Source organism: Bacillus sp. JJ634, assembly GCF_036962285.1.
GTDB classification, from domain to species: Bacteria; Bacillota; Bacilli; order Bacillales; family DSM-1321; genus Peribacillus; species Peribacillus asahii_A.
The window spans coordinates 24,032-47,205 of record NZ_JBALMU010000011.1; the positions used below are offsets into that span (position 1 = coordinate 24,032).

Sequence of the window (23,174 nt, forward strand, 5' to 3'; positions counted from 1 at the left end):
AGAAACGAATATATATAGGCAAACTCGTTCATAATGTTTATGAGCACCTATTGCAATTATGAAAGAAATTGACTAGAATGAAGTATAATTAAAGAATGTTTATAAAGGCTATGATGAGGAGTAGTAGCAGTTAGAACCAGTTGTAGAGAGTTGACGGATGGTGCAAGTCAACCTGGAATGATTGTGAACTCGCCTCGGAGTTTCAGGTGTGAACTAGTAGTAATGCCTGGCGTTTAACCCACGTTACGGGTGTTTGAGCTGGGCGACATAAGCGAGTTGCCAATGTGGGTGGTACCGCGGGAAGATATACATAATCCTCTCGTCCCTATTTGGGATGAGGGGTTTTTTTATATGCTCTTAAAGAGAAAAAGTAGGAGGAAAGAACATGAGTTTTGAACATAAAAGTATTGAAGCGAAATGGCAACAATATTGGGAGAAGAATAAAACATTTAAAACAGGAGAAGAAAGTGGAAAGCGTAAATTCTATGCCCTAGATATGTTCCCTTATCCATCTGGAGCAGGCTTGCATGTAGGTCACCCAGAAGGCTATACAGCGAGCGATATTTTAGCGCGTATGAAACGCATGCAAGGCTATAATGTATTACATCCAATTGGGTGGGATGCATTTGGTCTTCCTGCAGAACAATATGCAATTGATACAGGAAATGATCCAGCTGAATTTACAGAGCACAATATTAATACATTCCGTCGTCAAATTAAATCACTTGGCTTCTCATATGATTGGGATCGTGAAATCAATACAACGGATCCAAGTTATTATAAATGGACACAATGGATTTTCTTAAAGTTATATGAAAAAGGTCTTGCTTATGTAGATGAAGTGCCAGTAAACTGGTGTCCAGCACTTGGAACCGTACTTGCTAATGAGGAAGTCATTGATGGAGTGAGTGAGCGTGGAGGTCATCCAGTAGAGCGCCGTCCGATGAAACAATGGATGCTTCGTATTACAGCGTATGCGGATCGTTTACTTGACGACTTAGAGACAGTTGATTGGCCAGAAAATATTAAAGATATGCAGCGTAACTGGATTGGCCGTTCTGAAGGAGCGGAAGTAACATTCGGTATCGATGGACATGATGAAACTTTTACGGTGTTTACGACTCGTCCAGATACATTATTCGGAGCGACATACGCTGTACTAGCGCCAGAGCATCCGTTTGTTGAAAAAATTACAACAGCTGAGCAACAAGCAGCAGTTGACGTATATTTAGACCAAGTGAAACATAAAAGCGATCTTGAAAGAACGGATTTAGCGAAAGATAAAACAGGTGTTTTCACAGGTGCTTATGCCATTAATCCAGTAAACGGTGCCAAAATGCCAATTTGGATAGCTGACTATGTGTTAATCAGCTATGGAACAGGTGCGATTATGGCTGTCCCAGCGCATGATGAACGTGACTATGAATTTGCAGTGAAGTTCGAATTACCAATCATTGAAGTTGTTGCAGGCGGAGATGTAACGAAAGAAGCTTACACAGGCGACGGTATGCACGTAAACTCTGACTTCTTAGATGGTTTAAATAAAGAAGACGCAATTAAAACGATGATTCAGTGGTTAGAGGAAAAAGGAATCGGTACGAAAAAAGTAACGTTCCGCTTACGTGACTGGTTATTTAGCCGTCAACGCTACTGGGGTGAACCAATTCCGATTATTCATTGGGAAGATGGCAGCGTGGAAGCGTTAAAAGAAGAAGAGCTTCCATTGCTTTTACCGAAGACAACAGACATCAAGCCTTCTGGAACAGGTGAATCACCACTTGCGAACATTACAGAATGGGTGAACGTAACTGACGAGAATGGACGTAAAGGTCGTCGTGAAACGAATACAATGCCGCAGTGGGCGGGAAGCAGCTGGTACTACTTACGTTATATTGACCCAAACAATGCAGATGCGTTGGCAGACGCTGAAAAATTAAAAGAATGGCTTCCAGTCGATATTTATATTGGTGGAGCGGAGCATGCTGTTCTGCACTTATTATACGCTCGTTTCTGGCATAAATTCTTATACGATCTTGGTGTGGTTCCAACAAAAGAGCCATTCCAAAACTTGTTTAACCAAGGGATGATTCTTGGAGAAAATAATGAAAAAATGAGTAAATCGAAAGGAAATGTCGTAAATCCAGATGACATCGTGGAAAGCCATGGTGCGGATACACTTCGTCTGTATGAAATGTTCATGGGGCCGCTTGATGCATCCATTGCGTGGTCAACAAATGGTCTGGATGGAGCTCGTCGTTTCTTAGATCGTATTTGGCGATTGCTTGTAGATGATAACAATCAACTAACAGATAAAATCGTTGAGGGAGATTCTACAGGTAAATTGGAAAAAGTATATCACCAAACTGTGAAAAAAGTGACAGAGAACTATGAGGACTTGAAGTTTAACACAGCGATTTCACAATTAATGGTGTTTATTAACGATTGCTATAAAGCAGAAGCTCTTCCAAAAGAATATATTGAAGGCTTTGTTAAATTATTATCACCAGTTGCTCCACATATTGCTGAAGAGCTTTGGGCACAGCTTGGTCATACAGAAAGCATCACATATGAAACATGGCCTGCTTACGATGAAGCAAAACTAATCGATAATGAAGTGGAAATCGTTGTCCAAATTAACGGTAAAGTAAAAGCAAAACTTATGGTGCCAACAGATACAACCAAAGAAAAGTTAGAAGAAATCGCAATGGGTGACAATGCGGTTAAAGAACAAATCGATGGCAAAACCGTTCGCAAAGTGATTGCTGTACCGGGTAAATTGGTGAATATTGTAGCAAACTAAAATAAATGAAGCCCCCTTTTTGGATGAAGGGGGCTACTTGTATTCTTAACTAATCGTTGAATGGAGAGATTTCGTAATGAGGATTATCTATATTCTTTCTATCGTTCCTTTTATAGGCATTTTAGGTTTTCTTCCTTTAGTTAATAGAGTAGAACCTTTCGTATTAGGAATGCCTTTTAATATGTTCTGGATGGCGATGTGGACAGTGCTTACCTCTATCATTTTGGGTATCATGTACAAACTGGATCCTCGAAATCAGGAAGGGAATGAATGATGAATAGTGCGCTTTTGATTATTTTAGTTTTCTGGATATTGGCGATTTTTCTTGGAATTATGTCTGTAAAAGGAAAAGATATGAACTTGGAGCAATGGACGGTTGGCGGTCGAGGCTTTGGTTCTATGTTTGTCTTTCTTTTAATGGCTGGAGAAATTTATACGACTTTTTCTTTCCTTGGGGGAAGTGGATGGGCTTATGGGAAAGGTGCACCAGCCTTATATGTTCTTATTTACATTAGTTTATCGTATGTATTGTCTTATTGGTTATTACCTGTCATTTGGAAATATGCGAAAGAAAATAATCTAATGTCACAATCTGATTTCTTTGTCAGTAAGTATAGAAGTCCATATTTAGGAGTATTGGTCGCTTGTGTTGGTGTTATTGCAATCATTCCTATTATTGTTGTTCAACTTAAAGGTTTAGGTATTATTGTTTCGGAAGCATCATATGGAGCTATTTCCATGCCTGTTGCAATCTGGATGGGAGCAATTAGTTTGACCATTTATGTGATGATATCAGGAATTCATGGTTCAGCTTGGACCGCTGTCATTAAAGATATTATGATGGTGGTCGTAATCGGTTTCTTAGGAATTTATCTCCCGCTTCATTATTATGGGGGTCTTCAGCCTATGTTTGAGGCTATTCATGCAACTAAACCTGAACTTTTAAAACTTCCTGAACAAGGGCTCAGTGTTTCATGGTTTATCTCTACGGTAATTTTACTTGTATTAGGTTTCTACATGTGGCCGCAAGTTTTCAGTTCCGCCTATACTGCAAAGAGTGGAAAGGTATTTCGTAAAAATGCCATAATCAGTCCTTTATATACGCTGATGTTATTATTTGTCTTTTTTGTTGGATTTTCTGCTATCCTGAAGGTGCCAGGATTAGAAGGAGGAGATGTAGACCTTGCTTTACTGCGTATTTCTATTGAAACCTTTGATCCTTGGTTTATTGGTGTAATCGGAGGGGCGGGATTATTGACTGCGCTAGTGCCAGGTTCGATGCTTTTAATGAGCGGGGCCACCTTGCTGGCGAAAAATGTTTATAAGCCGTTTGTGCCATCAACTACCGATCATAGCGTTGGAAAATTGGCCAAGTATCTCGTTCCTGTCATTGCCCTTATATCTGTTTACTTCACTTTAAACGGTGGAAATACGCTTGCGACGTTACTCCTAATGGGATATAGCCTAATGACACAATTGTTTCCATCCCTTCTTTTTAGCTTTATGAAGGAAAATTTTGTTAATAAATATGGGGCGGCGTCTGGAATCATTTGCGGAATAGCTACTGTAGCGTATATTACTATTAGTGAATCGACAATTGGTACTTTGTTTCCGTCTTTACCTCAGGCAGCAAAAGATTTGAATGTTGGTATTATTGCTTTAGTGATTAACCTTTTTGTCACAATTACAGTGAGTCTAATCGTTAGAAAGTTTACAATGTCATATAAACTAGCTGCAAAATGATTCGCGGGCTGCGTTGGGATGTTGAGCAAGTTTCTAACAACGCTAACCCACTCTGTGCATTAGCGACTAATATTACAAACTAAAAAGCTAAAGCCCCCTTTTGGATGAAGGGGGCTTTAGCTTTACTGAGTGGCTGTGTTAAACCATATTGTTGATAAAACGATTGGGGGCTCATTTTCATCTGATCAGAATAAAAAAGTACATAAGTAGAATTGAAGAGCAAAACCTGGCTTTCGGCACCTGTTATATTTTGTCGAAATATATTACACTACTATTTAAGGAGTTTGAAGCATATGGATGAGAGGGGTGCTCTTTGTATGAGCATAATGAAGGAGGAATAACAAGGTATGTATTGTCAGCAATGCGGGCATGAAGCAATGAGTGGTGACTTTTGCCAGAACTGTGGCACGAGGTTGAACGAAATAGGTCATACAAAATATGCAGGATTTTGGATTCGCTTAGTAGCCTCTATGATTGATGGAATTATTATAGGGATTCCAATTACGATTATCGCATTTATTTTAGGTATTTTTTCTGTTTTTTCTACATTAGAAAGTTCGAGTTTCGATAGTTCTTATAGTGGTGATTATTATTATGAGGAGTCTATGGCTGGAGTGGATGCAGCTATTATAGTCACTCAACTCATTATTATGGTATTATCGTTAGTCATAGGTGTTCTATATTATGCTGGTATGCATGCTTCAAAATGGCAGGGAACACTTGGGAAAATAATTGTCGGCATTAAAGTCACTGACTTAAACGGTCAGCGAATTTCTTTTTTACGTGCACTTGGTCGTTATTTTGCAACCATTTTGTCAAGTATTTTATACATTGGCTACATTATCGCAGCCTTTACAGAAAAGAAACAATCACTGCATGACTTTGTTGCTAAGACAGTTGTTTTTTATAAAAGATAAATAGATACGGGCTGACTATGTGGGTCAGCTCTATTTTTTTGTGAATCAATTATTCAACAGCAGGAAGATCTGCAGGGCCCCGACAAGACGAGGTTAACTTTTCTCTCATACAAAAATATCGAAAAGCTAGTATACTAGTTGTATACTTCAAGTAGGTGGAAGGGGCGATTTCCACACGAAAGAGCGATTCGTTTAGGAGTCTATCCTGCTTAATAGCTAGTAACTCCTTTTATCACAAATTGAAAATAGGAGGAGAGTTATATGGATAAACGAAAAGTGTATATGATAAATAAGGAAACCGTTAGTCTATCGTCAGAATATGATGAGTTTGGTAACGAGTTTACGAGAGTGATTGAAGGAGAGCGGATGTTTTTCGTTGCGATGACACCAAATGAAATTATTGATCGGACTTTGAAGTATTACGGTTCTTGTCGAGAAGGAGCTATTTTAGGAGCGAGAACAATCCTTGGTGAGAAACATTCAGTTCCCGTTGCAATTGATACGAAGGAAGGATTTGTTTTCTTTCCGTGTGGCTCATTTCGCAGAAAAGATAGCGTGTGGCTTGCGAACGCGCATATTAGTCGTCTTGAAAGACTAGGAAAAGAAACGATTGTTTATACAAATTATGGACATTGTCTAATCGTTCCGATGAATATTAGCCAGATTGATATCAAAATGGGGCAAGCGTCGCGCCTTCAAATGACGCTTACACATCGTTCCACGAAGAAAATGCTTTTTCTTTATGAACGAGAGAGTGATTTTATTCTACGGAAAGGAAATGGAGAATTTAGCTTTACAGAGAAGGATGAGGAGAAGTAGAAGGGAAGCAGCTAACCTTAACGGGAGGCTGTTTTTTCGTTTTAGAAGAGAGGCAATCAATCTAGTCATAAAGAGTGCATTTGTTAGATATCATATATGAGTAAGAGTGGAAGGAGAGATGATGTGGCTTCTGAATATGAACAATCTGCAAAGTTTGAACATGGGTTTTGGCTTCAAATTTTAGGTGATCATGCTCGTTTTATTCATGATTCTCTGGCGCCGAAAGAAAAAGAAGAAATTGATCGAGCTAACTATTTTATTCATACATTTGACCGCCTGCTGGAAAGTGTCGGAACGATGAATATGGTTCAATTAAGTAAAAAAGCAGAGGAAGAAGCGCTGAGATTTCGAATGGTTAAATTAACGTTAATTGAAAAGCTCTTACTAGGAAAAGTTACGATTCATTTAGGACCTACCTTTATTAATCATATGGTGAATGAATTAGAAGAATATCTTCGTCTACTAGGCTATTTAAAATTAGGAAAGATTCCTCCGATTGCTCATGTGCTTCATCATCATTTACTTTGGACGTTAGATGCAGCCGGTCATGCGAGAGCTATATCAGATAATATGGACTGGATAGAAAAGAAAATTAAAGAGAAGAGCAATCGTTTTACAAAGGATTTTGAAGCTTTCTATTTAAAAGCTGTTGAAATGACGGGATACTTACGAACGAATTTATCAACATTTCCTGCTTTAACTAGGTTTAATGAAAGTGTGACTCTTGAAATGCAGCTGTTTATGAGCTTTCTACAAGAAATTGAAGAATTGGAGCTTAGCGAACAAGCGCTTGGCATTTTTGCTCCTCTTATGGCTGATCATATGTTTAGGGAAGAATGCTATTATTTAACGAAGTTGGCTCAGGCTACGGAGAAAAATGCGCCAAATTGTAACCCAGCAAAGCCTAGAATAAATAAGTAATTTTTTATTAAGAAAAACACCGTTCAAACGGTGTTTTTCTAGTTTTGCAAACTATGACGGACGTCAGTTTTATTTGGAATATTCTTTGTTTTAAAATGTGAAAATGCATAGCATCCTGCAATGACAATACTGCTGCCGATTACTTGGATGCTTGTCATTTGTTCGCCTAAAAATAGAAAAGCAAAAATAGCAGTGAAGATTGGGTTGAAGTTTAAGAAAAGTCCTGAAACGGTGGCTCCTACATGTTTTACCCCAAGATTCCAAAGTACGGTGCAGACGACTGTAGAAATGACACCTGTATAAAGCATCGATTGAATGAATGAAGCATTGATATTGGATACCGCAAAGCTTGAAAGATTGAAGGGAAGCAGAACAAGAAGTCCGAATATGCCTGAATAGAGAGTAGCCATCATTGCCGAAGTCTTTGATAGCGCCCACTTGCTACAAACAGAATAAATTCCCCAAATTGCTACTGCAGCGAACATATAACCGTCTCCCAAATTAAATTGGAGTGAGAGAAATAGGTCTATGTTTCCTTTAGAAAGAACAAGAATCACTCCAAGAAATGAAAAAATAATTGAAAGTATTTGCCGTCTATTCATTTTTTCCTTTAAAAAAATAAAAGAGAATAGGGCGATTGAAATCATATTGAATGTTGAAATTAGGCCTGCATTTGTCGCCGAAGTATGCTCTAATGCAGCAAATTGTAACAGATTAAATAATGTAACCCCGGTAATACCCATTAAAAATAAAGGGAAAAGGGCATCTCGTGAAGGAAGGATCTTTCTTTCTTTCCACCATACAATTGGTAATAGGACGATGACGGCAATTATCCAGCGCAAGCTTGTTAAGGTCATCGAGGAGGCGTGTTCAACAAGAGACTTGCTGATAATAAAATTACCTGCCCATAATGAACTAGTTAATAGTAATAATGAGAAGTAAACATATCGCATGTTAGTTAGCTCCATTCCTATTTCAAAAGACTGTAAAAGCTATTGAAGTCATTGTGCACAATGGCGTATAGTATTGATGTGAATAATTTTAACACTTTCGTTATATATGTAGTGATTTAATTTGTTTTATGATATAAATTTGAAATTTTAAAAAGTATATAAGTTCTTTACCGAATAAAATTCACTTTTCTATGCAGGAATGAGATTATTTTTGGAACAATTGTAAGGGGGAGAAGACGTGGAATCCATCGTGAGCAAGGTATTAGATAAAATAGATCTTCAAATTTTAGATATTTTACAAAAACAAGCGCAAATCAGCAATATAGAGATGGCTAAACGTGTCAATTTGTCTCCGCCTGCAACTCATGCGAGAATCAAGCGCCTAGAACAGGAAGGATTTATTAATCAACAGGTGGCCATTTTAAATCAAGAGAAATTGGGATTTGATTTATTATGTTTTGTTTTTATGAGTACAAACATCCATCAAGAGGAGCAAATAGAAGTAGTAGAAAAAGCGTTGAAAACGATGCCTGAAGTATTAGAATGTCACTGTTTAACAGGGGAGTATGATTATTTATTAAAAGTGATTATTAAAGAGAGAAAGGAGCTTGAACTTTTTATTAGAAAGTTAAATAAACTAGGCATTACTCGAATTCAAACGAGCTTAGCATTAAGAGAAATTAAGTGTTCGACGATTTTGCCAATCTGTGAAGGTTCAATAAGCAATTGACGTGATAAACTTAGGAAGCAGGCTTTTGTTATATAACTTTTTGGCTATGTTAAATCATATGGTGAACAAACGATTTTGGGCTTATTAACAAAGCTTTTAAGAGGAATAGAAAAGATGACTAGTTTATAGGTGAGGAGATGCTCCTTTACGCTATATTCTAGCCATCTTTTTTTCATTATTCGCGAATGTCCCAAGTGACTTTCAATGATTCGACTATATAATCTGCAACTTCTTCAACATCAAGGCCGTCCGTTTTAACTTTTGAATGATGGTAGGAGTATATCTCCTGCCTATTATTAAAAAGTTCTTCAATTTCCTCAAGAGTGCGTCCTTGTAATACTGGTCTGCTATCGATAATTAAGCCGATTCTGTCCTTCCAATATTCCCACGATAAATCTAAGAAGAACACGATGCAGTTATTCAGGCAAATCTCTCGGATTTCTTCTTGTAAAAAAGCTCCTCCTCCAACTGAAATAATTTTCAATGGTTGTTGGCTAAAGTGTTCAATTAAACTTTTTTCTTTTTCACGGAAAGCTTTTTCCCCGATTTTCTTAAATATTTCTGTCGTAGGCATATTATATTCTTTCTCAATTTCCTGATCTATATCAATAAAATCTCTATATAGTTTCTTGGCTACTAACTGTCCAATCGTAGTTTTACCTACCCCCATAAAACCAATGAAAACTATACTCTGTGTTCTAGGAGATATTCTGTTATTAATCATGGATAACCCTCTTCTCTAACTATTTATAATCATTAGAAATTATCTTGATATTCTGCTCAAATAAACTTAATTATAGTATAAGTCCATAAGTTTGTAAAAAAGTTTTTGAAATATTCTTTATACTTATTCGAATTCTGAGAACAGTTTCCTAACTGGATTTTTGCTTAAGAATGGAGAAAGGGAAAAGTAAAAAAAGCCCCAATTTTTTGAGGCTTGAAAAGGTGGTATTAGAAGGTGGATGATTATTTGCTAGTATTACGAAGATTGATAAGTACATTAAGAACAAAACAAAGAATACCGAGACTCATGATACTAGCTCCAATAGCTACGAGGGGTTGAACGGAAGCGTTTCCAGATTCGAGCACCATAAGGCTAATCATCATGATTGGCAATCCGATATTAGCAAGCCAAAAATGAAGCTTACCGAGAAGCTTTTCGGCTAGAGCTGGGAAGAGGTGATAAATAAGGCCTGCAAGTGCAAAGGAAGCCCAGCCTAAAAGATTGATATGTGCATGGGATGGCGCATACTCAAAATGATGTGTAATCGACATAAACATACCTAGACCAACACCGATGATGAAATACACAACGGAAATCTTAAGAAACCGAATCCCCATAATATGACCCCTCCTTTTCTAGTAGGAGTATATGCTCTTGTATGAGAAAAAATAATTTCAGAGGTGAAATTTTACCTTACTATATTCAATAGTTATAATGAAATAGAGAAAACTTATGAATGAGGTGCTAGGATGTCAGAAATTAAAAGTATTACTCCAGCAGAATTAGAAGCTAAGCTTGAAGCAGGAGAACAACTAGAAATCGTTGATGTACGTGAAGATGAAGAAGTACAAATGGGGATGATTGGCGAAGCAAAACATATTCCGATGAATGAAATTCCAGCGAATCTCGATCAATTCGATAAAGAAAAAGAATATATCTTCGTTTGTCGTTCAGGACGCCGCAGCGAAAATGTTTGTCATTACCTACAGGAACAAGGCTTTAAAGTTGTGAATATGACTGGCGGTATGCTTGAATGGACAGGAGAAGTCGTTTTTAAATAATAAGGTATAATATGTCCTGAAATGGGGAACCCTGTTTTAAAAAACAAAGGCAGGGAAGACGCCGATGATTCAAGTGAAGTTGTTTGATACGGAGCATGAAAAGGATTTAGAAGAAGAAATGAACGCTTTTCTCGTTAACATTCGGGACAGTCAAATTGTCGATATTAAATATAATGTGGCTATGAATGCTGAAGAGGAAGATGAACAAATCTACTGCTTTAGTGCAATGATTGTTTATAAGAAAAAATGATGGAGCTGTCTCAGTGCGGAGGCAGCTCTTTATGTTGTCTGCTTAAAAAAACTAAAGTATCATCAACAAAAATGGGGCATTCGATTGTGAACCAATAAGCACCAATCGATACGTTGGTTTGTTCCGCTTTGTTGTATTTTCTATACAACATCTTATCCTAGCTGCATATTGAGGAGTGGAAAATATGGAAAAGTTTACAGAGCGAGTTATTCAAGTTATTCAACAAATTCCACCTGGAAACGTTATGACCTATGGGCAAATTGCTAAGCTGGCCGGAAGTCCCAGAGGAGCTAGACAAGTTGTGCGAATTTTACATTCGAGCAGTCACAAATATGAGCTTCCTTGGCATCGTGTCATTAATGCGAAAGGGGAAATAAGCATTAAAAATGAGGAGTTAAGCTTTGTTCAAAAAATGAAGCTTGAACAGGAGGGCGTTCAAATTCAAAATGATAAAATAGATCTTGTGAAGTATCGATACCATCCTTGTATTGATTGCGATTCAGTTCTGGAGTGAAGCTCATGAAAATGGAACGGTTTCTCAATTGTCTCAATTAAACAATGGACAAATTAAAGGTTTATTGGGTATTACGGAAAATTTTAATGAAGAGAAAAATAAGATTGACTACTGGATTGCTGCAGAACACAGTGGTGAAGTGTCAACTGAATTATTGAGTTTTGAATTACCTGCATCCAAATGGGTCGTTTTTGAAGTGCGAGGCCCCATTCCAACCGCTATGACTAATACGTGGAAACAAATTGATTCAGAATGGTTTCTCTCTAACGGGTATGAACCTGCTAATATTCCACCATTTGAAGCATATATGGATTCTGATCTCTATCGTGCAAATTCTTATAATGAAATTTGGGTGGCAATCAAATAAAACTTCCGTTAGTAGGGATGTATCTTTGGACATATAAAAGGCTGTTCGATTGAACAGCCTTTTGAGAATTTTTGTTATTTATGGGTTTTATTAGGCTTTTTCTTGCCGGGATTTCCGTTGCCTTGGTGTTGTTTGTTTTTTTCTTGTTTTTGTTGTTGCGCTTGAATTCTTTCTACAAAATCCTCTGAGTTTACCATGATTGCTTCCTCCTCAAATAAGGTTCGTTCTCTGTTAATATCATCATTTGAGAAGAATATATTCACATCAAATAAAAAATAGGCAGAGACACCTGCTTCTTACCTGTTTTTAGAGAAAGCAGCTGCGTTCATCCCAGCGAGTCTGCCTGTAACGAGTGCGGATGTAATATTGTAGCCGCCTGTGTAGCCATGTATGTCTAAGATTTCACCGCAGAAGTAAAGTCCATCCATCAATTTGGAGGCCATTTCTTTCGGATGAATTTCTTTAACAGATACACCACCACCTGTAACGAAAGCTTTTTCGAGCGGTTGTGTCCCATTGACAGTAAAGCGAAAGTCTTTACATAATTCCGCTAAACGGCGGATTTTTTCGTGAGAGAGCATAGCTCCTTGCTCTTGAAGATCGATGCCGCTGCGTTCTAATAAGAAATGTAAGTAACGTTCAGGTACAAGACCTTTTAACGTATTTTTAATTGCTTTCTTCGGCTCAGCTTTAATTTCTTTCATGAGCATTTGAAATACTTCTTCTTTATTTTGGTCGGGAAGAACATCCAACTGCATTGTCACTTCATGCAGATTCCATTTTTTCATCGCTTTGACAACAAATTGACTGCAGCGCAGCACGGCTGGACCGGAGATGCCAAAGTGGGTGAAAATCATATCCATACGGTGCGTGATTAATGGTTTTCCTTTCGGATTAAGCACACTAAGGGATATATCTCGTAACGAGAGACCTTGCAGCGTTTTAGCCTTGATGAACGGCTCATTGCTTAAGACGGGAACCTCTGTAGGGAATAACTCAGTAATGGTATGTCCCGCTTTTTTAGCCCAAGCGTAACCGTCGCCCGTAGACCCTGTATGCGGCACAGATTTACCTCCGACAGCAATGACAAGAGCATTCGCCTCGAATGTTTGTCCATCTTTTAGCTGTATCCCTGCTGTATGACCCTCGTCATAAAGGACATCGGCAACAGGGGCATTTTTATAGATAGTGACGTTAAGTTGATTCAGGCGAGTTAACAGTGCATCGACAACGCTTTGTGCTTTATCGTTTACTGGGAACATGCGCCCATGATCTTCTTCTTTCAGTTGTACACCTAGCTTTTCAAAAAATTGAATAATGTCTTCATTGTTAAATTCCGAGAAGGCGCTGTATAGAAAGCGTCCATTGCCGGGAATATGCTGAATAATTTCATCAATCGATAAACGGTTGGTAACGTTGCAACGCCCACCACCAGAGATGGCAAGCTTGCGGCCAAGCTTTTCGCCTTTATCGACTAAAAGTACACGAGCTCCTTTTTCACCAGCGGCAATGGCTGCCATTAATCCGGAAGGGCCGCCGCCAATTACAATTACGTCATATTTCAATAGTTATCACCACTTCTTCATTTTCATTCTTCCTATTATAAAGCATTTTTGTAAATGTAGAAAATAACGAGTAAATTAGATTGAGTATTGTGTTAGAAAAAGGTAAACTGAAGAGTAGTTTTTGTTTTGAGACAAACTCTTTATATCGGCAAGTATAGAGAAATGTTTAGCTTTGTTAGAATATCGATGAGTTTCTCAATGTAACTGATATAGGCAGGATGGGATTATATGTCGTCTAAGTTCTTAAAAGGAGCTTTTATATTAACGCTTGGTTCAATTTTATCAAAAGTTTTGGGATTGTTTTATTTAATCCCGTTTGAAGCGATGGTTGGCAACAAAGGGGCTACATTGTACCAATATGGATATGTTCCGTATTCCATTTTTCTTAGTTTTGCGACAGCGGGGATGCCCCTTGCTGTTTCGAAGTTTATTTCTAAATATAATGCGTTAGAAGAATATGCTGTAGGTCGAAAGCTATTTAAATCCAGTTTACTTTTAATGATGATAACTGGTTTTCTTTCATTCTTGACATTATATTCAATGGCTCCGTTCTATGCGGGATTTGTTACGGTTGGGGAGAATCCGTTGCCGGTTGAAGATACAACGGCCGTCATTCGTGCCATTAGTTTTGCACTTATTATCGTTCCGTTTATGAGTATTATCCGCGGGTTCTTGCAAGGGCATGAAGAGATGGAACCTTCTGCCGTTTCCATGGTAGTAGAGCAGATTGTTCGGATTGTTTTCCTTTTAGCGGGTGTATATGTTGTTTTAAAGCTTATGGACGGCGAATTGGTGACAGCTATTAGTATCGCGACATTTGCAGCAACAGTTGGGGCTGTTGGTGGTCTGGCTGTGCTTTTGTGGCACTGGAAAAAAAGAAAGCCGAAATTAGATCAGTTACTTTCGCAAGATAAAGGAACGGTTCATATTTCACTTGTACAAATTTATAAGGAGATTTTATTATCGTCGATTCCGTTTGTGTTTGTAGGGATTGCTATGCCTTTATTTCAACAAGTAGATGCTTTGACATTTAACCGAGCTATGGTTTCTATTGGTTTAGATAATATCTCTGAAGATGCATTAGGGATTTTGAATGTGTATGCTCAAAAGCTTGTCATCATTCCAATGACACTTGCAACGGGTTTTTCCATGGCGCTTGTACCATCGGTAACAAAGGCTTATATCAGTCAAAATCATGATTTGTTTAAATATCAACTCGATCAATCATTTCAGATTTTACTATTTTTAACGATTCCAGCTGTTGTGGGGATGTCTGTGTTGGCGGATCCGGTTTATTCAGCCTTTTATAGTCATAATCCATTAGGTACAGAGGTGCTTCAAGCGTATGCGCCAACAGCTATTTTATTTGCCTTATTTTCGGTAACAGCCGCTATTTTACAAGGAATTAATGAACAAAAGTTTACCGTACTGAGTTTGCTTGTTGGCTTTTTGATTAAGCTAAGTTTGAACATTCCATTGATTCAATGGTTTGAAACGAAGGGGTCAATTTATGCTACAACTCTTGGGTTCCTAGCAGCTGTTGTGTTAAATTTAGCTTTCATTTCTTATTTTACAGGCTATCGCTATAATCTTCTTATACGTAGAACACTGCTTATTATTGCTTTCACAACTGGCATGGCTTTAATTGTTTGGATTGTAGAAAGTGGCTTGCAGTTGTTCCTTGATGTAGAAATCAGATGGCAGGCGATTGTCATAGTTGCGATTTGTGTTGGCTTTGGCGGTCTTTTTTACGCAGCCGTTGCTTTAAAAAGTAAGCTGGCTCACCGATTATTTGGCAGTCGAATCGAGCGTTTACAAAAACGATTAAAATTATAGAAGGTGGAGGAGCTTCCTCCGCTTTTTCTGATTTTTTTACAGGTAAAGTACATAAATTACCAGATGGAAAGTATAAACTGACAGGTAGATACCAACCTATTAGACGGAGAATATTAGTATGAAATTTCCCCCACACTTAACGGGCAGTAAGCCCCCGCTGATGGGAGTTTCACTTTATGGAATCGAAAAAGGAGATTATATGAGAATTGACAAATTACTAGCGAATATTGGATACGGAAGTAGAAAAGAAGTAAAGGGATTGCTGAAATCTGGAGCAGTGAAAGTAAATGAAGCCATCGTTAAGGATGCAAAGCTGCATGTGAAGCCGGAGGAAGATATTGTAACCGTTCACGGAGAGCAGATAGAGTATAAGGAATTTGTGTACTTAATGATGAATAAGCCGCCCGGTGTATTATCGGCAACAGAAGACCATTATCAAGAAACGGTTATTGATTTATTGGGGCTTGAGGATTCCATCTATGAGCCGTTTCCAGTTGGACGTTTGGATAAAGATACAGAAGGGTTATTGCTGATTACAAACGATGGTCAGTTGGCCCACCAATTATTATCTCCGAAAAAGCATGTACCGAAGACGTATTTTGCAGTAATTGAAGGAGAAGTGACGGAGCGGGATATTGAAGCGTTTCGAGCAGGTGTGACCCTGGATGATGGCTATTTAACGAAGCCAGGTGAGCTCGTTATTTTAAAATCAGGACCAACATCTGACATTGAGCTGACGATTACGGAAGGGAAGTTTCATCAAGTGAAGCGGATGTTTGAAGCTGTCGATAAGCGAGTGATTTATTTAAAACGCTTGTCAATGGGAAGCTTACAGTTAGATGAGGAGCTTGAACTTGGAGAGTATCGGGAATTGACGGATGAGGAACTAGAGAGCTTGAAGAGAGGTCAATAGCAAAAAAATGAGGCGGACAATATGTCGGCCTCATTCCATATAATACACATCGATTTTCGGGTGGATCGATTTTTGTTTAAGATGACATCTTTACCTTCTTGTTAGTTGTTGTCCAGAAGCCACGGCTTGGGCTTTTAACCAGGTCATTGTAAGCTAAGACATTTAAATCGCGCTGTACTGTTCGAGGAGTGATACCAAATTCTTCTACAATCTCTTGAGTAGATACCGTACCGTTGTCATTGATAAACATATAAACGGATTTAATACGGGTTAACATGCGATTTGTTGAAGGTTTCAAACAATCACTCCTTAATTATTTTTCATTGGTTTTGTTGAACAAATGAAAACAACCGATATGTCGGACAGCTTCGGGCTGTCTCTATGTATCTTGCTGGGACCCACCCTACAACTCCTCGGAAACTTCCAGAAACAATAAGATGTCCTTTATTTAATATTACCTCTATATTTGGATAATTTCTACTTGAAAGTTCGAAATTATCGAAATATTGGATATTTAGTCATTTATTTGGTAAAAGTATATGCTGTTTCACCTTTATTTAATACACTTTTTTAAAAAAAAGCTAGTGAAAAATGTTTCCACTTATTATATATAATATCCTTAATCACTAAAATATTGCATGATTATATGTTTTTTACCGATTTTCCGAACGAGAAAGCCCATTACGGTGTGAGTCACACCCCCTTTAGGGATGAGATGGGAGTGAGGTCGAACCGGGCGTGTTTTATGACACGTCAGAGGTTCGATTTTTTATAGGATATACTCTTGTGTTAAGAACAAATGTTCCGCTATAATGAGTGTAAGTAAAAGAGAAAGGAGGCAAAACGATTTGTTTGTCACTCATTCCTTTCAAATTCCTTATGATCGAAACATATACAAAGAATTAAGAACGATGCAACGAGAAGCGGCCTCCGTTTGGAATGATATCGTGCGGGAAGCTACTTCCTATTATTTTGCTTGTCAAAAGTGGGTAAGTAAAACCGAGATTCAAGCGATTCGAAAACAAACCTACAACCTTCATTCGCAAACGGTTCAAGCCATTGCAGATAAGTATGCGGCGAACCGTGAAACGATTCGACAGCTGAGAAAAACGGATAAAAAAGCCAAATATCCGTGGCGAAGAAAATATTATTATTGTATCCCCTTAAAAAAAGCTTCTATGGAAATTTCAACAGACACCATCACGATTAAAAAAGTAGACCATGGATTCTCCCTCTCTGACCTTTTAACGAAGAAGAAAAAGAAAAACTGGAACGAAAAGTTTCCGAAGCAACATACATCGGTCGTCATCCCCAATCGATCAGAAGAACACTTAGACGCATGTAACTATGCGGAAATTGTCTGGCGGAAGGGAGCGTATTGGTTTTGTTATGCGGTTCAAGTTCCTGAACAAGATCTGTCTACGTATGAGAAGAAAGTGGCAGGTGGAGATTTAGGAGAAATTCATGCGGTCGCGGTGGCCACTGAAAATCGTGCCCTTATCATGTCAGGACGTGCAATGCGCAGTATCTCTCAATTCCGTGCCAAGGCTTTAGCGGACTTAAGCAAGAAAATGTCCCGTTGTAACAAAGGATCCCGTCAACGGAAAAAGTACAAAGACGCCAGAAATCGCCTACGCCAAACAAGTAAAAATCAACTCGAAGCCTTGGAACATAAAACGACCAAAGAGATTGTCGTCTTTTTGGAAGCGGAAAAAGTGACGCATTTGGTCATCGGAAACGTGTCAGGTATTGAAAAAGGGACTAAGAAGAACGAACAAAAGAAACGAAAACAGAACAAAGTGAGAAGACAACAACTGTCCCTGTGGAATCAAGGGAAAATCAAACAAAAGCTCACCTATAAAGCGAAACTAAAAGGCATCCATGTGACAGAAACGGAAGAAAGCTATACGTCTCAAGACTGTCCGTTTTGCGGAGGTAGACATCGGGCAAAGGGAAGAACGTTTATTTGTTCTGTTCACAAAACAGAAATCCATCGTGATGTAAACGGTGCTCAAAATATTGCACGTAAACAACATCACATGGCCGTCCGACCACTTGTTTCTGTGGTGTTTAAACAGCCTGTTTGGTATCAACGTTTTTTGTCCAAAAAACAAGGAGATTCCTCTCTTAAGGACAAGCCCCCAACAGGAAAAAGTATCGCCGGTCGAACGGCGTAGTCGGCACAGACCTTGCCCACTTGAAAGACTGTTTTTCTCTCAAGTGTTGCTCACCCAAGTCCTGCCTCTGCCTCTTCTTATGGAAGGTGGTAAGTGGGGTGTTTGTGAGAAAGAACCCCGTGGCTTTAGCCATGGGAGTGGTCAGATGCTAAACGATATGACAGGGCAGACCGTTATAGATGCTATGAATGGGAATGAAGTGATAAGGCTGAGACGTTTGTTCAGAAAAAATGAAAATAGTATAATGGTAAGAAGGGAAGGTTGAGGAATAAGGGGGAAGAGGGATGTCTGGAAATCGAAATCAGCAAATTGGACCGCCTCGTTTTGCGATTGCTATTCATTCACTTGTTTGGCTTGCACAAAGCGGAAGGATATTGACGAGTGCCAAGATTGCTTTACAAGTGAATTCACATGCCACGTTTTTGCGCCGGGTGCTGGCTCAGCTTGCTGCTGCCGGAATCGTTGATACGAAGGAAGGAAGAGATGGCGGTTATAGTTTGAAGGTTCCATCCGATGAATTGACATTGGGAGATGTATATGAGGCCGTTAGACCGGAATGTTTGATTTGTTCTGATACACCTGAATGTGGAGAAATTGGCAAGCAGTTGGATCATGCTTTAGAAGAATTATTAAATGAAGCGGAATTCGAAATGATTAATAAATTAAAGAAATATACGTTAGAGCAGTTTATGGAAAATATTGATTTTAGTTATAGTGAGCAAGAATGTTTTAATTAAAGCCAATCAATTGCTTTCCAAGATTGGAATCGATATAATGCGCTTAGAATGATTGCAGTTAGTGTAAGCTAATTGCATTTTCTTTTGAATAAAATGTGCTTTTTAAAGTATCAGATTAAATGAAGGGGGCTCCTCATGAAAGTAGAAGTATGGTCGGATTATCAATGTCCATTTTGTTATATTGGAAAACGTCGATTTGAAAAGGCGTTAACGCAGTTTCCTCATCGAGATCAAGTAGAAGTTGTTTTCAAAAGTTTCGAATTAGATCCACAAGCTGAGCGTGACGTGAAAATGAGTCAAGATGAGATGTTAATGAAAAAATATAATATGACTGCTCAGCAAGTAAAGGCCTCCAATGACAATTTAACCGCACAAGCGAAAGCAGAAGGATTAGAGTATCATTTAGAGCGAACGATTTTGACGAACACGTTTGATGCACATCGTTTCATGCATTTTGCTGCGACAAAAGGTAAGGAAAAAGAAGTGAATGAGCGTTTGTTCTTAGCTTATTTTACAGAAGGCAAGCATATAGGTGATCATCAAACATTGGCAGCACTTGCGGCGGAAGTTGGGTTAGATCAAGCGGAAGTAGCAGAGATGTTAGCTGGCAATCAATTTACAGCTGAAGTGAGAACGGATGAGCAAGAAGGAAGTTTATTAGGGGTGCGAGGTGTACCATTCTTTGTGATTAATCGGAAATATGGTATTTCTGGAGCACAGCCAACAGAGGTCTTTTTGGATACATTGCAAAAAGTGTGGACCGAGGAACAGCCGCTTCAAATGGTGAACGAATCGACTGATGCAAATGCTTGCTCGGATGGTTCATGTAATATTGAATAGTATAACGAAAAAACGAATTCCTCTAGTGGAAATTCGTTTTTTTTTCGTCTATTAGTTATAATGGAAGAAAAAGGATGTGAAGGTAATGGCTCTTAAGTTATTATTTATCTTCATAGTTGGCCTATTTTTATTCGGAACAGGGACGTATGTGTGGAAAAAGCAACAAGTCTCGTTTATTGCAGGATATGGCGAGTTTTATCATCCTCGAAATGAACAGTTATTAGCGAAGAGAATTGGAACCGTAATTAGGGCACTTGGAGTGGCAACATGGATTTTACTCCCGTTAGCGCTTTATATACCTGAATTTAAAGTCTCTGTATATGGAGTTGTAGCTTTTTTACATGTCCTAATGATTCTTCTGTTAATTGCAGCCGATCATATATCATCCTATTGATTACTGGTCGTGAGTAGATAGCGAGATTGCTTACGACCATTTTCTTTAATAAAAGGGATTTTTGGGAGTATTCATAGTGGCGTGAAATCGATTGGAGTATGATATAATGACTAAAAGAATTTTTTAGAAGAAAGAGGGACATAGATTGGGAAAAGCTAAAGAATTATTTTCGTGGGTTAAAGCAATTGCCATTGCTATTATTTTGGCTTTTGTTATTCGTACATATATTTTTGCACCAATTGTTGTAGACGGTGAATCGATGATGCCAACTTTATTAGATCGTGAACGAATTATTTTGAATAAGTTTGGTACCGATATTGAAAATATCAATCGGTTCGATGTCGTCGTGTTCCATGCAACGGAAGAGCGTGATTATATTAAGCGTGTAATCGGTCTGCCGGGAGATCACATCGAATATAAAGAAGATACATTGTATATTAACGGTAAAGCTTATAAGGAACCATATTTAGACGAATATAAGGCAGAATTGGGCGGCGAGCTATTAACAGAAAATTTTACTCTTGAAGAGATTACTGGTGGTACAACGGTACCTGAAGGTAAACTATTTTTAATGGGAGACAATCGCCGTAATAGCTTAGATAGCCGTGAAATTGGTACAGTCTCAGTTGACGAAATTGTTGGTAAAGCAAATTTTGTGTACTGGCCAGTGGATGAAATTAAATTTGTGAAATAATGTTAGAGACACTTCATTTGATTGAGGTGTCTTTTTTTGGTTCAAACTGAGTACCATATAGCCTTTTAAATATGTTTCTTTTGTCCTGCTGCATATAAAATCTAATTATTACCTATTTTTCATAATGGGTTTTAAGGTAGAATGGTATTGAAGCACGTCTTGTAACGGAATGAGGGCAAATGATGGATGTAGTACAGCAATTAATCTCTCAACATGGGTATTTTGCAATTTATGGATTACTGGCAATTGGTATTATTGGACTACCGATACCGGATGAGGTGATGATGACATTTGTCGGTTACTTATCCTCTATTTCAGTATTGAATTGTCAAGGAGCACTCCTCGTTAGTTTTCTTGGCTCTATGACAGGGATGCTCGTTAGCTATTATATTGGACGGAAAATTGGAAGGCCGTTTTTAGACAAGTATGGAAAATGGCTTCGATTAACACCGGCACGATTAAAGCGGACGGAACGTTGGTTTCTTCGCTATGGTCCGTGGACATTATTGATTGCTTATTTTATTCCAGGGATACGTCATCTTGCAAGCTATTTTTCTGGGATGAGTGGCATGAATCAACGTAAATACCTCCTTTTTGCTTGTGTTGGTGCGTTTAGTTGGTGTTCTTTTTTTATAGGTTTTGGTTATTTTATAGGTGTGTTAGCTTAACAATACTGCTCTTGTTTAAAAGAGGGCGGTATTGTTTTTGTTTTAATAATTCTTAAAAAAGGGAATAGTGAGTCGAGACAGAAGCATTATGCTAAAATAAAAGCGAAATCGAAGTGAGGAGTGTCGACTTTTGGATAAGATTAATTGGCAAAACGAAATAGAAATACGTAAGCAAGATTTATTAACAGATACTCAACGATTATTACAAATTAAAAGTGTATTAGATGAGAATGATGCAACTGAAACGGCTCCATTGGGTACAGGGGTCAAAGCAGCTCTTGATTATATGCTTGATTTAGGAGCAAAAGATGGTTTTATAGTGAAAGAAGTAGACCATGTTGCTGGTCATATTGAAATGGGACAAGGTGAAGCATTGTTAGGGATTTTATGCCACGTTGATGTTGTACCAGAGGGAGATGGCTGGAGCTCTGATCCATATGGAGCGGAAATTAGAGAGGGTAAAATATATGCTCGCGGTGCTATTGATGATAAAGGACCGACGATGGCTGCTTATTATGCGATGAAAGTAATTAAAGAGCTAGATTTACCATTAAATAAACGGGTTCGGATGATTATTGGAACGGATGAAGAATCTGATTGGCGCTGTGTGGACCGCTATTTTGAAGTAGAAGAAATGCCGACACTTGGCTTTGCACCGGATGCGGACTTTCCCATCATCTATGCCGAAAAAGGCATATGGGATTTTGCAATCGTACAGCCTCCAGCGATGCATGTAGAAAAAGCAGCGGTCAACGTGATTGAATTTTCATCAGGTAGACGCATGAATATGGTGCCGGATTATGCGATTGCAACAGTTGAGACGGTGCAAACGACCGAACTGAAACAGGATTACGAATTATTTTTACATAAGCATTCATTAACAGGGAAGAGTGAGATTAAGCAAAACCAGATCACATTTGAACTTGAAGGTGTGGCTGCTCATGGAATGGAGCCTAAAAATGGTGTGAATGCAGGGCTGTTTCTAGCTTCCTTTTTAGCAGATTTAGAGGTAGATGAACACGCGAAAACTTATTTTACCTTCATTCGCGATTATCTGTTTGAAGATTCGCGTGGCGATACACTAGGTATAGCATACCATGATGAAATCACTGGTGATTTAACGATTAATGCTGGTAAATTTATTTATTCAAAAGGTAAAGACAGCAGCATTGGTTTTACGATGCGTTATCCTGTTACATTTGATTGGGGAAAAGGAAAAGAGACATTAACAGCAAAACTATTGAAGTTTCAATGGCGTGTTGAATCTTTTTCAAACTCTATGCCTCATCATGTAGACCAAGATAGTTTCTTAGTTCAAACATTACAAAAAGTATACGAAGAAGAGACAGGAGAAAAAGCGGAGCTGCTATCCATCGGCGGCGGCACATATGCTCGTTCGCTGAAGGCAGGGGTAGCATTTGGGCCGTTGTTTCCTGGGAGTGAAGATATTGCGCATCAAAAAGATGAGTATATTGAAATTGAAGATATGTTAAAGGCAGCGGCCATCTATGCGCACGCGATTTATGAATTAGCAAGATAAGGAGAATAGAC

At 38.4% G+C, this 23,174-nt stretch carries 26 protein-coding genes and 1 other annotated feature; of the genes, 20 read left to right on the forward strand and 6 right to left on the reverse strand.

Features of this window, described 5'->3' with window-relative positions; all coding sequences use genetic code 11:
• Window positions 1–101 precede the first annotated feature (101 nt).
• Window positions 102–330 (forward strand) — a binding site (T-box leader).
• A gap of 55 nt (window positions 331–385) precedes the next feature.
• The 6 genes from leuS to V7068_RS01660 all read left to right on the forward strand — a co-directional run bounded on the left by leuS (window position 386) and on the right by V7068_RS01660 (window position 7,200).
• Entirely contained in the window at window positions 386–2,800 is a 2,415-nt protein-coding gene (gene leuS / locus V7068_RS01635; protein ID WP_499710681.1) for a leucine--tRNA ligase, read from the forward strand.
• A 76-nt stretch (window positions 2,801–2,876) separates the two neighbouring features.
• Window positions 2,877–3,074 (forward strand): DUF3311 domain-containing protein, encoded by a 198-nt coding sequence (locus V7068_RS01640; protein ID WP_499710682.1) that lies wholly within the window; start codon window positions 2,877–2,879, stop codon window positions 3,072–3,074.
• On the forward strand, window positions 3,074–4,543 hold the full coding sequence (locus V7068_RS01645; RefSeq protein WP_499710711.1) for a sodium:solute symporter family protein: 1,470 nt from the start codon (window positions 3,074–3,076) through the stop codon (window positions 4,541–4,543). The genes V7068_RS01640 and V7068_RS01645 overlap by 1 nt, the downstream gene beginning before the upstream one ends.
• A 347-nt stretch (window positions 4,544–4,890) precedes the next feature.
• Entirely contained in the window at window positions 4,891–5,460 is a 570-nt protein-coding gene (locus V7068_RS01650) for an RDD family protein (RefSeq protein ID WP_499710684.1), read from the forward strand.
• Window positions 5,461–5,721: 261 nt separating this feature from the next.
• On the forward strand, window positions 5,722–6,279 hold the full coding sequence (locus tag V7068_RS01655; protein ID WP_499710685.1) for a competence protein ComK: 558 nt from the start codon (window positions 5,722–5,724) through the stop codon (window positions 6,277–6,279).
• A gap of 96 nt (window positions 6,280–6,375) precedes the next feature.
• The gene (locus V7068_RS01660) at window positions 6,376–7,200 is read left to right on the forward strand and encodes a DUF2935 domain-containing protein (protein ID WP_127761701.1); all 825 of its coding nucleotides are present in this window, start codon (window positions 6,376–6,378) and stop codon (window positions 7,198–7,200) included.
• 38 nt (window positions 7,201–7,238) lie between these two features.
• Here V7068_RS01660 and V7068_RS01665 read toward each other — a convergent pair whose 3' ends face one another.
• The gene (locus V7068_RS01665; RefSeq protein WP_499710686.1) at window positions 7,239–8,153 is read right to left on the reverse strand and encodes a DMT family transporter; all 915 of its coding nucleotides are present in this window, start codon (window positions 8,151–8,153) and stop codon (window positions 7,239–7,241) included.
• A gap of 238 nt (window positions 8,154–8,391) precedes the next feature.
• Between V7068_RS01665 and V7068_RS01670 the strand changes: the two genes are divergently transcribed.
• The gene (locus tag V7068_RS01670; protein ID WP_499710687.1) at window positions 8,392–8,883 is read left to right on the forward strand and encodes an Lrp/AsnC family transcriptional regulator; all 492 of its coding nucleotides are present in this window, start codon (window positions 8,392–8,394) and stop codon (window positions 8,881–8,883) included.
• A 175-nt stretch (window positions 8,884–9,058) separates the two neighbouring features.
• Here V7068_RS01670 and V7068_RS01675 read toward each other — a convergent pair whose 3' ends face one another.
• Both V7068_RS01675 and V7068_RS01680 read right to left on the reverse strand, forming a co-directional pair.
• A complete protein-coding gene (locus V7068_RS01675; RefSeq protein WP_499710688.1) occupies window positions 9,059–9,607 on the reverse strand; it encodes a shikimate kinase in 549 nt (182 codons plus the stop codon).
• A gap of 242 nt (window positions 9,608–9,849) precedes the next feature.
• On the reverse strand, window positions 9,850–10,224 hold the full coding sequence (locus V7068_RS01680; protein WP_499710689.1) for a cytochrome-c oxidase: 375 nt from the start codon (window positions 10,222–10,224) through the stop codon (window positions 9,850–9,852).
• A gap of 132 nt (window positions 10,225–10,356) precedes the next feature.
• On the opposite strand from V7068_RS01680, the gene V7068_RS01685 reads away from it, so the two are divergent.
• From V7068_RS01685 to V7068_RS01700, 4 genes are all read left to right on the forward strand, one after another.
• A complete protein-coding gene (locus tag V7068_RS01685; RefSeq protein ID WP_127761696.1) occupies window positions 10,357–10,668 on the forward strand; it encodes a rhodanese-like domain-containing protein in 312 nt (103 codons plus the stop codon).
• A 64-nt stretch (window positions 10,669–10,732) separates the two neighbouring features.
• Window positions 10,733–10,918 carry a sporulation protein Cse60 gene (locus V7068_RS01690; protein WP_119116917.1) on the forward strand — a complete coding sequence of 62 codons (186 nt, stop codon included), beginning with the start codon at window positions 10,733–10,735 and terminating at the stop codon, window positions 10,916–10,918.
• Window positions 10,919–11,102: 184 nt separating this feature from the next.
• Window positions 11,103–11,432, forward strand: a complete 330-nt coding sequence (locus tag V7068_RS01695) for an MGMT family protein (RefSeq protein WP_252291268.1) — start codon at window positions 11,103–11,105, stop codon at window positions 11,430–11,432.
• A 28-nt stretch (window positions 11,433–11,460) separates the two neighbouring features.
• Complete coding sequence (locus tag V7068_RS01700) at window positions 11,461–11,799, forward strand: GyrI-like domain-containing protein (RefSeq protein WP_499710690.1); 339 nt, start codon at window positions 11,461–11,463, stop codon at window positions 11,797–11,799.
• A gap of 74 nt (window positions 11,800–11,873) precedes the next feature.
• On the opposite strand, the gene V7068_RS01705 is transcribed toward V7068_RS01700, so the two are convergent.
• Both V7068_RS01705 and V7068_RS01710 read right to left on the reverse strand, forming a co-directional pair.
• Window positions 11,874–11,996 carry a DUF4023 family protein gene (locus V7068_RS01705; RefSeq protein ID WP_499710691.1) on the reverse strand — a complete coding sequence of 41 codons (123 nt, stop codon included), beginning with the start codon at window positions 11,994–11,996 and terminating at the stop codon, window positions 11,874–11,876.
• 99 nt (window positions 11,997–12,095) lie between these two features.
• On the reverse strand, window positions 12,096–13,364 hold the full coding sequence (locus V7068_RS01710; RefSeq protein ID WP_375349143.1) for a BaiN/RdsA family NAD(P)/FAD-dependent oxidoreductase: 1,269 nt from the start codon (window positions 13,362–13,364) through the stop codon (window positions 12,096–12,098).
• A gap of 228 nt (window positions 13,365–13,592) precedes the next feature.
• Between V7068_RS01710 and V7068_RS01715 the strand changes: the two genes are divergently transcribed.
• Both V7068_RS01715 and V7068_RS01720 read left to right on the forward strand, forming a co-directional pair.
• A complete protein-coding gene (locus tag V7068_RS01715; protein WP_499710692.1) occupies window positions 13,593–15,200 on the forward strand; it encodes a putative polysaccharide biosynthesis protein in 1,608 nt (535 codons plus the stop codon).
• A 199-nt stretch (window positions 15,201–15,399) separates the two neighbouring features.
• A complete protein-coding gene (locus tag V7068_RS01720) occupies window positions 15,400–16,113 on the forward strand; it encodes a pseudouridine synthase (protein WP_499710713.1) in 714 nt (237 codons plus the stop codon).
• A 76-nt stretch (window positions 16,114–16,189) separates the two neighbouring features.
• On the opposite strand, the gene V7068_RS01725 is transcribed toward V7068_RS01720, so the two are convergent.
• On the reverse strand, window positions 16,190–16,411 hold the full coding sequence (locus V7068_RS01725; protein ID WP_119116910.1) for a DeoR family transcriptional regulator: 222 nt from the start codon (window positions 16,409–16,411) through the stop codon (window positions 16,190–16,192).
• Window positions 16,412–16,961: 550 nt separating this feature from the next.
• Between V7068_RS01725 and V7068_RS01730 the strand changes: the two genes are divergently transcribed.
• The 7 genes from V7068_RS01730 (at window position 16,962) to pepV (ending at window position 23,163) form a co-directional block, all read left to right on the forward strand.
• Entirely contained in the window at window positions 16,962–18,290 is a 1,329-nt protein-coding gene (locus V7068_RS01730; RefSeq protein ID WP_499710693.1) for an RNA-guided endonuclease InsQ/TnpB family protein, read from the forward strand.
• Between the two features lie 284 nt (window positions 18,291–18,574).
• Window positions 18,575–19,027 carry an RrF2 family transcriptional regulator gene (locus tag V7068_RS01735; protein ID WP_499710695.1) on the forward strand — a complete coding sequence of 151 codons (453 nt, stop codon included), beginning with the start codon at window positions 18,575–18,577 and terminating at the stop codon, window positions 19,025–19,027.
• Between the two features lie 135 nt (window positions 19,028–19,162).
• Window positions 19,163–19,867, forward strand: coding sequence for a DsbA family oxidoreductase (locus tag V7068_RS01740; RefSeq protein ID WP_499710696.1), 705 nt, complete (start codon window positions 19,163–19,165; stop codon window positions 19,865–19,867).
• 85 nt (window positions 19,868–19,952) lie between these two features.
• The gene (locus V7068_RS01745; RefSeq protein ID WP_252291256.1) at window positions 19,953–20,261 is read left to right on the forward strand and encodes a hypothetical protein; all 309 of its coding nucleotides are present in this window, start codon (window positions 19,953–19,955) and stop codon (window positions 20,259–20,261) included.
• 145 nt (window positions 20,262–20,406) lie between these two features.
• Entirely contained in the window at window positions 20,407–20,955 is a 549-nt protein-coding gene (gene lepB, locus V7068_RS01750; protein ID WP_499710697.1) for a signal peptidase I, read from the forward strand.
• Between the two features lie 182 nt (window positions 20,956–21,137).
• On the forward strand, window positions 21,138–21,623 hold the full coding sequence (locus V7068_RS01755; protein ID WP_252295519.1) for a DedA family protein: 486 nt from the start codon (window positions 21,138–21,140) through the stop codon (window positions 21,621–21,623).
• A 130-nt stretch (window positions 21,624–21,753) separates the two neighbouring features.
• Window positions 21,754–23,163: a dipeptidase PepV gene (gene pepV / locus V7068_RS01760; protein WP_499710698.1), complete on the forward strand. Its 1,410-nt coding sequence runs from the start codon at window positions 21,754–21,756 to the stop codon at window positions 23,161–23,163.
• Window positions 23,164–23,174: the final 11 nt, after the last annotated feature.

Coding starts and splice junctions, on each gene's coding strand:
- V7068_RS01705 (WP_499710691.1), bottom strand. CDS start 11,996: ATGGTAAACTCAGAGGATTTTGTAGAAAGAATTCAAGCGCAACAACAA.
- V7068_RS01685 (WP_127761696.1), top strand. CDS start 10,357: ATGTCAGAAATTAAAAGTATTACTCCAGCAGAATTAGAAGCTAAGCTT.
- V7068_RS01715 (WP_499710692.1), top strand. CDS start 13,593: ATGTCGTCTAAGTTCTTAAAAGGAGCTTTTATATTAACGCTTGGTTCA.
- V7068_RS01645 (WP_499710711.1), top strand. CDS start 3,074: ATGAATAGTGCGCTTTTGATTATTTTAGTTTTCTGGATATTGGCGATT.
- V7068_RS01755 (WP_252295519.1), top strand. CDS start 21,138: ATGGATGTAGTACAGCAATTAATCTCTCAACATGGGTATTTTGCAATT.
- V7068_RS01680 (WP_499710689.1), bottom strand. CDS start 10,224: ATGGGGATTCGGTTTCTTAAGATTTCCGTTGTGTATTTCATCATCGGT.
- V7068_RS01745 (WP_252291256.1), top strand. CDS start 19,953: ATGGCTCTTAAGTTATTATTTATCTTCATAGTTGGCCTATTTTTATTC.
- V7068_RS01655 (WP_499710685.1), top strand. CDS start 5,722: ATGGATAAACGAAAAGTGTATATGATAAATAAGGAAACCGTTAGTCTA.
- V7068_RS01660 (WP_127761701.1), top strand. CDS start 6,376: ATGAGTAAGAGTGGAAGGAGAGATGATGTGGCTTCTGAATATGAACAA.
- V7068_RS01720 (WP_499710713.1), top strand. CDS start 15,400: ATGAGAATTGACAAATTACTAGCGAATATTGGATACGGAAGTAGAAAA.
- V7068_RS01740 (WP_499710696.1), top strand. CDS start 19,163: ATGAAAGTAGAAGTATGGTCGGATTATCAATGTCCATTTTGTTATATT.
- V7068_RS01735 (WP_499710695.1), top strand. CDS start 18,575: ATGTCTGGAAATCGAAATCAGCAAATTGGACCGCCTCGTTTTGCGATT.
- leuS (WP_499710681.1), top strand. CDS start 386: ATGAGTTTTGAACATAAAAGTATTGAAGCGAAATGGCAACAATATTGG.
- V7068_RS01640 (WP_499710682.1), top strand. CDS start 2,877: ATGAGGATTATCTATATTCTTTCTATCGTTCCTTTTATAGGCATTTTA.
- V7068_RS01695 (WP_252291268.1), top strand. CDS start 11,103: ATGGAAAAGTTTACAGAGCGAGTTATTCAAGTTATTCAACAAATTCCA.
- V7068_RS01665 (WP_499710686.1), bottom strand. CDS start 8,153: ATGCGATATGTTTACTTCTCATTATTACTATTAACTAGTTCATTATGG.
- V7068_RS01675 (WP_499710688.1), bottom strand. CDS start 9,607: ATGATTAATAACAGAATATCTCCTAGAACACAGAGTATAGTTTTCATT.
- V7068_RS01650 (WP_499710684.1), top strand. CDS start 4,891: ATGTATTGTCAGCAATGCGGGCATGAAGCAATGAGTGGTGACTTTTGC.
- V7068_RS01690 (WP_119116917.1), top strand. CDS start 10,733: ATGATTCAAGTGAAGTTGTTTGATACGGAGCATGAAAAGGATTTAGAA.